Below are 6,604 nucleotides of genomic sequence, written 5' to 3' on the forward strand. Positions count from 1 at the left end.
AGCGGGCTGGGGGAGAGCAGGGGATTGGCGGACACGTCGGACATCCGACCAGCGTAGCCGCGGCGGCACCCCGAGGTCCGGGACGACGCAGAGCCAGGGACGTCCACGCAGTCACAAACGCAAACAATTGCTTGCAAAGGACCATTTGCAAAGATATGCTTGCGTCGTGGCAGATGAGCATCAGACAGCATCCGACCGGATCCCCCGGGACGCACGCGTGCTCGGGGTCGGCGCGTTGCGGGCGCTCGCCCACCCCCTGCGCATCCGCATCTACGATCTGCTCGCGGCCCACGGTCCGCAGACGGCGAGTTCGCTGGCCGACCTCGTCGGGGAGTCCTCGGGCGTCACCAGCTACCATCTGCGCGCGCTGGCCAAGCACGACCTCATCCGGGAGGTCGAGGGTCTCGGCACCGCGCGCGAGCGCTGGTGGGAGCGCCCCCGCGGGGCGGTGTCGCTGTCGAATCCCGAGACGGCCAAGACACCGTCGGGACGCGCCGCCACCGAGATGGTGCTCGCCGAGTTCTACCGGCAGCGTCACGACGAGCTCATGACCTACATCGCGACCAGCATGAAGCAGGACCCCGACGAGTGGCCCGGAACCCTCCTCACCGCCAACGCCCGCCTCACCCGCGCCCAGGCCGACGAACTCGGCCGCAAGATCCAGATGCTCGTCAACGACACCCTCGACAAGCACCGCGGACAGATCGGCGAGGGGCTGCTGCCCTACGCGGTGCGGGCCGACGTCTTTCCCCTCATCGTGGGTGAGGTGCGCACGTGACCGCACTCGCGGGCGCGCGGACGACGATCGCCGGCATCCGCCCGACTCTCCTCGAGCGCGGGATGCTGTCGCTTGCCACCGCGCTCGAGAACAGGGTCGCCCGTAGGCTCGAGCGTCGCGCCGACGCGGGGTCGCACCGCGGCCGACGGATCGATCACGCCCGGGTCGCGGACGCGCAGGAACGCTGCGTCGTGCGTGCCCACGCGCTCGGTGTGCTGCGCGCCTGACTCAGGCGAATTCGTCACCGGCGTCGTGGCGGACGACGACCTCGCCGTCGCGGTCGATCGTCACGATGACCCCGGTGTCGAGCTCGGCGACGGGGCGCCCTTCGAGCCACGTGAGCGTCCACCGCGGGGCGGGTGCACCCTCACTCAGTGACAGTTGCTCGACGTCGCGGATCGCTCCGTGCAGCGCCTGCGGCACCGCCACAGGCGGGACCTCACCGGCGCTCCAGCGTGTTCCCAGTTGCATCAGGCCGAGACCTCCTCGAACTCGATGGCCGCGACCGCCGTGGTCTCGGCCTCTGTGAAATCGATGCGGGCGATGCGGCCGACGGCGCGCAGGTCGCCCTCCGCGAGGCGGAGGCGCTCGATGTTCTCGGCCGTCGCCGCGATCGTCGCCCGGGCGACGGGGGTCTTCTGCGAGACCTTCGCCTCGGTCTTCGCGCGGCGGATGCCGATCAGTGCCTCGCCGGTCGCCGTCAGCACCGCGGGGTCTCCGGGCCGTGCACCGGGCGTCGGCCAGGGGCTCGTGTGCACCGAGTCCGCGTGGAACCACGACCAGGACTCCTCGGCCGCGAACACGAGCACCGGGGCGAGCAGGCGCAGCAGTGTCTCGAGGGCGGTGCGCAGAGCGAGGGCGGCAGAGGCCTGTCCGTCGTTGCCGCCGTCGTAGGCGCGCTCCTTGACCAGTTCGAGATAGTCGTCGCAGAACGTCCAGAAGAACGACTCGGTGACTTCGAGTGCGCGGGCGTGGTCATATGCCTCGAACGCCTTCGTCGCCTGTGTGATGACCTCGTCGAGGGTCGCGAGCATCGACGCGTCCAGTGCCTCGGTGATCTCGGCACCCTCCGGCACGGGGAACGAGAGCACGAACTTCGCCGCGTTCAGCACCTTGATGGCAAGACGCCGTCCGATCTTGATCTGCGTGGGGTTCTGCGGGTCGAAGGCGGCGTCGGTGCCCAAGCGGCTCGAGGCCGCCCAGTAGCGCACGGCGTCCGAGCCGTGCTGGGCGAGGATGTCGGCGGGGGTGACCACGTTGCCCTTGGACTTCGACATCTTCTTGCGGTCGGGGTCGACGATGAAGCCGCTGATGGCAGCATCCGTCCAGGGCGCGCGGTCGTCCTCGAGCGCACTGCGCAGCATCGTGGAGAACAGCCAAGTGCGGATGATGTCCTGGCCCTGCGGGCGCAGATCGAAGGGGGCGACCAGGCTCCAGAGGTCCTCGTCGCGTCGCCAGCCGCCCGCGAGCTGTGGCGTGAGGCTCGACGTCGCCCAGGTGTCGAAGACATCGGTCTCGGCGTCGAATCCGCCGGCCACGCCCCGCTGTTCGGCGGTGTAACCGGCGGGGACGTCACTGGTGGGATCGATCGGGAGGGCACCGGCATCCGGGGTCAGCACGCGCGAGTAGTCGCGCTCGCCGTTCTCATCCAGCGCGTACCAGACGGGGATCGGCACTCCGAAGAAGCGCTGGCGAGACACGAGCCAGTCCCCGGTGAGGCCGCCCACCCAGTTCTCGTACCGGACGCGCATGAAGTCGGGATGCCACGCCACCTCCTGGCCGAGCGAGATCAGTCGCTCGCGCAGCTGCTCGTCCCGCGCGCCGTTGCGGATGTACCACTGGCGGGTCGAGACGATCTCGAGCGGCCGGTCCCCCTTCTCGAAGAACTTCACGGCGTGCGTGAACGGCTTCGGATCACCGACCATCTCGCCGGACTCGGCGAGCAGCTCGACGATGCGCTTCTTGGCGCTGAACACGGTCTTGCCGGCGATCTCCGCGTAGGCGCTGCGTGCAGCATCCGTCACGAGCGCCTCGGGGGCGTCGGCCAGCACGCGCCCGTCGCGCCCGATGATCGTGCGATTGGGCAGGTCGAGCTCGCGCCACCAGATGATGTCGGTGACGTCGCCGAACGTGCAGATCATCGCGATGCCGGAGCCCTTGTCGATCTGCGCGAGCGGGTGCGCGAGCACGGGAACCTCGACGTCGAACAGCGGGGTACGGACGGTCGTGCCGAACAGCGGCTGATAGCGCTCGTCGTCGGGATGGGCGACCAGGGCGACACAGGCCGCGAGCAGCTCGGGGCGCGTCGTCTCGATGTGCACATCGCCGCTGCCGTCGGTCTTGTGGAAGGCGAGGCGGTGGTAGGCGGCCGGCTGGTCACGGTCCTCGAGCTCGGCCTGCGCGATCGCGGAGCGGAAGTCGACGTCCCACAGCGTCGGCGCGAGCGCCTGATACGCCTCCCCGCGCTCGATGTTGTGGAGGAAGGCGAGCTGGCTCGTGCGGATCGTCTCGTCGCTGATGGTGCGGTAGGTCTGGGTCCAGTCGACGCTCAGCCCGAGGTCGCGCCAGAGCGCCTCGAAGTGCTTCTCGTCTTCGACGGTGAGCTTCTCGCACAACTCGATGAAGTTGCGTCGGCTGATGGGCCGCTGGTCGGCTGCCTTGCTGCTCTTGTTGTCTCCGCCTTCGAAGGGCGGAGTGAACTCGGGGTCGTACGGCAGGGTCGGGTCGCAGCGCACGCCGTAGTAGTTCTGCACACGGCGCTCGGTGGGCAGTCCGTTGTCGTCCCAGCCCATCGGGTAGAACACCGTCTTGCCGCGCATGCGCTCGAAACGCACCTTGACGTCCGTGTGCGTGTAGCTGAACACATGGCCGATGTGGAGGCTGCCCGACGCCGTCGGCGGGGGAGTGTCGACGCTGTAGACGCCTTCGCGACCGGATGCCGCGGCCGCTGCACGATCGAAGAGATAGGTGCCTGCGGCATCCCATGCGCTGTCCCACTTGTGCTCGAGGCCCTCGAGGGCGGGCTTGTCGGGAATCTCGGCCATGGGTGTCTCCTCGATATGTGCGGCACGGTGTGTGCGTGCCTGAGTGTGGGATGCGCCTCGAGTTTATCGCGCGGGGTGGGCCCCCGGCATCCGGTCTCCGATCAGCCTCGATCCCGCCCCGCCCCGCCCGGTCCTGCCCCGTCCTGCCCCGTATGGGAGGAGATCCCCGTTGCGGAGGATGCTTTGCGCCGATTCCATCCTCCGAACGCGAGATCTCCTCCGAAACGGAGACCGGTGGTACGAGCAGTGCCTCCTCCACAGCGCGAGGTGGCGGGAGATCCTGCTCGAAAGCGCCGCGACCACCCTGTGCGGTCCTGCGGGGCGCTCCAGACTCGGCGGGTGGGTGTGGCGGACCAGGTTCGAGCAAGCGGAGGCGTGATGCGGGTGCGCACGCTGCGTGAGCTCGGCGTCAGCGATCACGTCCTGCGTCGCGCGCTGGGGTCGGGTCACATCGAGCGAGTGCGCCGGGGCTGGGTCGCGTCGCCCGGGGCGGATCCGATGCTGGTGGCCGCGGCGCGACGGGGAGTCGTGCTCACCTGCGTGACCGCTGCCCGAAGACTCGGGCTGTGGGTTCTGGAGGAGAGGCAGCCTCATGTCGCCGCGCCTCAGCATGCCGGGCGGATCGACATCCCGAGCGCGACGGTGCACTGGCACAGGCCTGTGGTCCCGAGGCATCCCGATGCGCTCGTCGATCCGATCGAAGCCGTCTGAGGCCGCGCTCGCGATCTGGGAATCGGCGCTGAACAAGCGCCTGCTCGAACCAGAAGTGCTGAGACGGATGCCGCTACCCGCCGCCGCCCGCCAGCTTCTGGAACGGGCGAGCCCGTGGTCGGACTCCGGGCTCGAGACGTTCGTCGTGCCGCGCCTGCTATGGCTGCGCCTGCCGTTGCGGCGGCAGATCTGGATCGCCGGGCACCGCGTCGACCTGCTGATCGGGGACCGGCTGATGCTGCAGATCGATGGCGGGCACCATGTCGGGGCGCAGCGCGAGGAGGACATCGCACACGACGCGGCGCTGTGCCTGCTCGGGTACCACGTGATCCGGGTGGGTTATGCGCAGGTGATCGACCGTTGGCACGAAGTGCAGGACCTGATCATGCGGGCGGTCGCCCAGCGACTGCACCTGGCGTGAGAGAGTCACCCGCGATGTGGCCGTCGGCTTCCCACGTCGAACGCGATGCGGCGAGCGCCGGGGCGAGGCGCTCGACCTGCACGGCACTGAGCGTCGTGCCTCGAGGGCCGCGGCATCCGTGAGCGACACCATTTCGAGTCCACGCAAACCCTCAGGCGAACGGGTGCTGTCGGCGACGGGGCATCCGTCGACGGTGCCGGCTCGCTCGCTGCGGCACCGGCCTACCGCGGCATCCGTGAGGCTCGTCTGCCCGGGATGCCACCTTAGCGGCCTCAGCCGGGCACTGCCGCCCCGCGGATCCTCCCGGATGTTGACCTCGCCGCCGGAACACGCGGGGCCCCGTCCCGTTAGACTGAGAACACGAGCATCGATCCGGCCATCACCGGGGAGCTCTCGGAAGAACAGGCTCCCGGTGTCAAGACGGGGTCCTCAGTAGAACCGAGCGGGGCAGGCCCGTTACAGCCGCTGTGAAAGTGGCTGCGCATAGCGGCAAGCAGGGTGGTACCGCGGCTCGATTGGATCGCACTCCCGCATGGGAGAGGATGCAACGGGTCGTCCCGGCAGGAAGCACACGACAGCACCTGCGAGAAGCCATGACCTACCCCCGCAACACAAACCGGTCCCTGAGCGGCGGCGAAGCCGACAGTCGAATGGTCGGACCCGCCGCCGATGCGGTCCCCGCGAGCCCCCGCTTTCCTGAGATCGAGCGCGAGATCCTCGAATTCTGGCAGGGCGACGACACCTTCCGCGCGAGCATCGCCAACCGCGAGGGCGCGCAGGAGTGGGTCTTCTACGACGGACCGCCTTTCGCGAACGGACTGCCGCACTACGGCCACCTGCTCACGGGCTACGCGAAAGACCTGTTCCCCCGGTTCCAGACCATGCGCGGCAAGAAGGTCGATCGCGTCTTCGGCTGGGATACGCACGGCCTGCCCGCCGAGCTCGAAGCGATGAAGCAGCTCGGCATCACGGAGAAGGCGCAGATCGAAGCCATGGGCATCGACACCTTCAACGGCAAGGCGCGCGAGTCGGTCCTGGCGTACACGCGCGAGTGGGAGGAGTACGTCACCCGCCAGGCGCGCTGGGTCGACTTCGAACGCGGCTACAAGACACTCGACACCTCCTACATGGAGAGTGTGCTCTGGGCATTCAAGACCCTGTACGACAGAGGCCTGGCCTACGAGGGATACCGCGTGCTGCCCTACTGCTGGCGGGACGAGACGCCGCTGTCGACCCACGAGCTGCGCATGGACGACGACGTCTACAAGTCGCGCCAAGACCCCTCCGTCACGGTGACCTTCCCCCTCGTCGGGGCCAAGGCGGAGGCCCTCGGCCTGACCGGTGTGCGGGCGCTCGCGTGGACGACGACCCCGTGGACCCTTCCGACCAACATGGCGCTCGCCGTGGGGCCGGCGATCCGTTACGCCGTCCTGCCGGCGGGTCCGAACGGCGCCGCCGACGTGCATCACACGCCCGAGGGCGCGGCCGACGACCTGCTCGAGGCGAGCGCGCATCGCTATCTGCTCGCCGAGGACCTGCTCGGCGGCTACGCGAAGGACCTCGGCTACGAGTCCGCCGAGGCTGCGCGCGAGGCGGTCGAGCGCACGGTCGACGGTCGCGAGCTCGAGGGCGTCGCGTACGACCGGCTCT

At 69.1% G+C, this 6,604-nt stretch carries 7 protein-coding genes; 5 read left to right on the forward strand and 2 right to left on the reverse strand.

What is annotated here, in order from left to right; genetic code table 11:
* The first annotated feature begins 166 nt into the window (after nt 1-166).
* Both DI573_RS14095 and DI573_RS14100 read left to right on the forward strand, forming a co-directional pair.
* Complete coding sequence (locus DI573_RS14095) at nt 167-778, forward strand: helix-turn-helix domain-containing protein (RefSeq protein WP_292815608.1); 612 nt, start codon at nt 167-169, stop codon at nt 776-778.
* Nucleotides 775-1,005, forward strand: coding sequence for a hypothetical protein (locus tag DI573_RS14100; protein WP_292815610.1), 231 nt, complete (start codon nt 775-777; stop codon nt 1,003-1,005). The genes DI573_RS14095 and DI573_RS14100 overlap by 4 nt, the downstream gene beginning before the upstream one ends.
* Nucleotide 1,006: 1 nt before the next feature.
* Here the strand turns inward: DI573_RS14100 and DI573_RS14105 are convergent, their stop codons facing one another.
* On the reverse strand, nt 1,007-1,249 hold the full coding sequence (locus DI573_RS14105) for a hypothetical protein (RefSeq protein WP_292815612.1): 243 nt from the start codon (nt 1,247-1,249) through the stop codon (nt 1,007-1,009).
* The gene (gene valS / locus DI573_RS14110; RefSeq protein ID WP_292815615.1) at nt 1,249-3,822 is read right to left on the reverse strand and encodes a valine--tRNA ligase; all 2,574 of its coding nucleotides are present in this window, start codon (nt 3,820-3,822) and stop codon (nt 1,249-1,251) included. Before valS ends, DI573_RS14105 begins: the two co-directional genes overlap by 1 nt.
* A 384-nt stretch (nt 3,823-4,206) precedes the next feature.
* Between valS and DI573_RS14115 the strand changes: the two genes are divergently transcribed.
* The 3 genes from DI573_RS14115 to DI573_RS14125 all read left to right on the forward strand — a co-directional run.
* On the forward strand, nt 4,207-4,533 hold the full coding sequence (locus DI573_RS14115) for a hypothetical protein (protein WP_292815618.1): 327 nt from the start codon (nt 4,207-4,209) through the stop codon (nt 4,531-4,533).
* Nucleotides 4,502-4,954 carry a DUF559 domain-containing protein gene (locus DI573_RS14120; protein ID WP_292815621.1) on the forward strand — a complete coding sequence of 151 codons (453 nt, stop codon included), beginning with the start codon at nt 4,502-4,504 and terminating at the stop codon, nt 4,952-4,954. Before DI573_RS14115 ends, DI573_RS14120 begins: the two co-directional genes overlap by 32 nt.
* A gap of 650 nt (nt 4,955-5,604) precedes the next feature.
* The coding region (locus tag DI573_RS14125) for a class I tRNA ligase family protein (RefSeq protein ID WP_292815623.1) at nt 5,605-6,604 on the forward strand (1,000 nt) is incomplete at its 3' end.

The organism is Microbacterium sp., from assembly GCF_003248605.1.
In the GTDB taxonomy this organism is placed as follows: domain Bacteria; phylum Actinomycetota; class Actinomycetes; order Actinomycetales; family Microbacteriaceae; genus Microbacterium.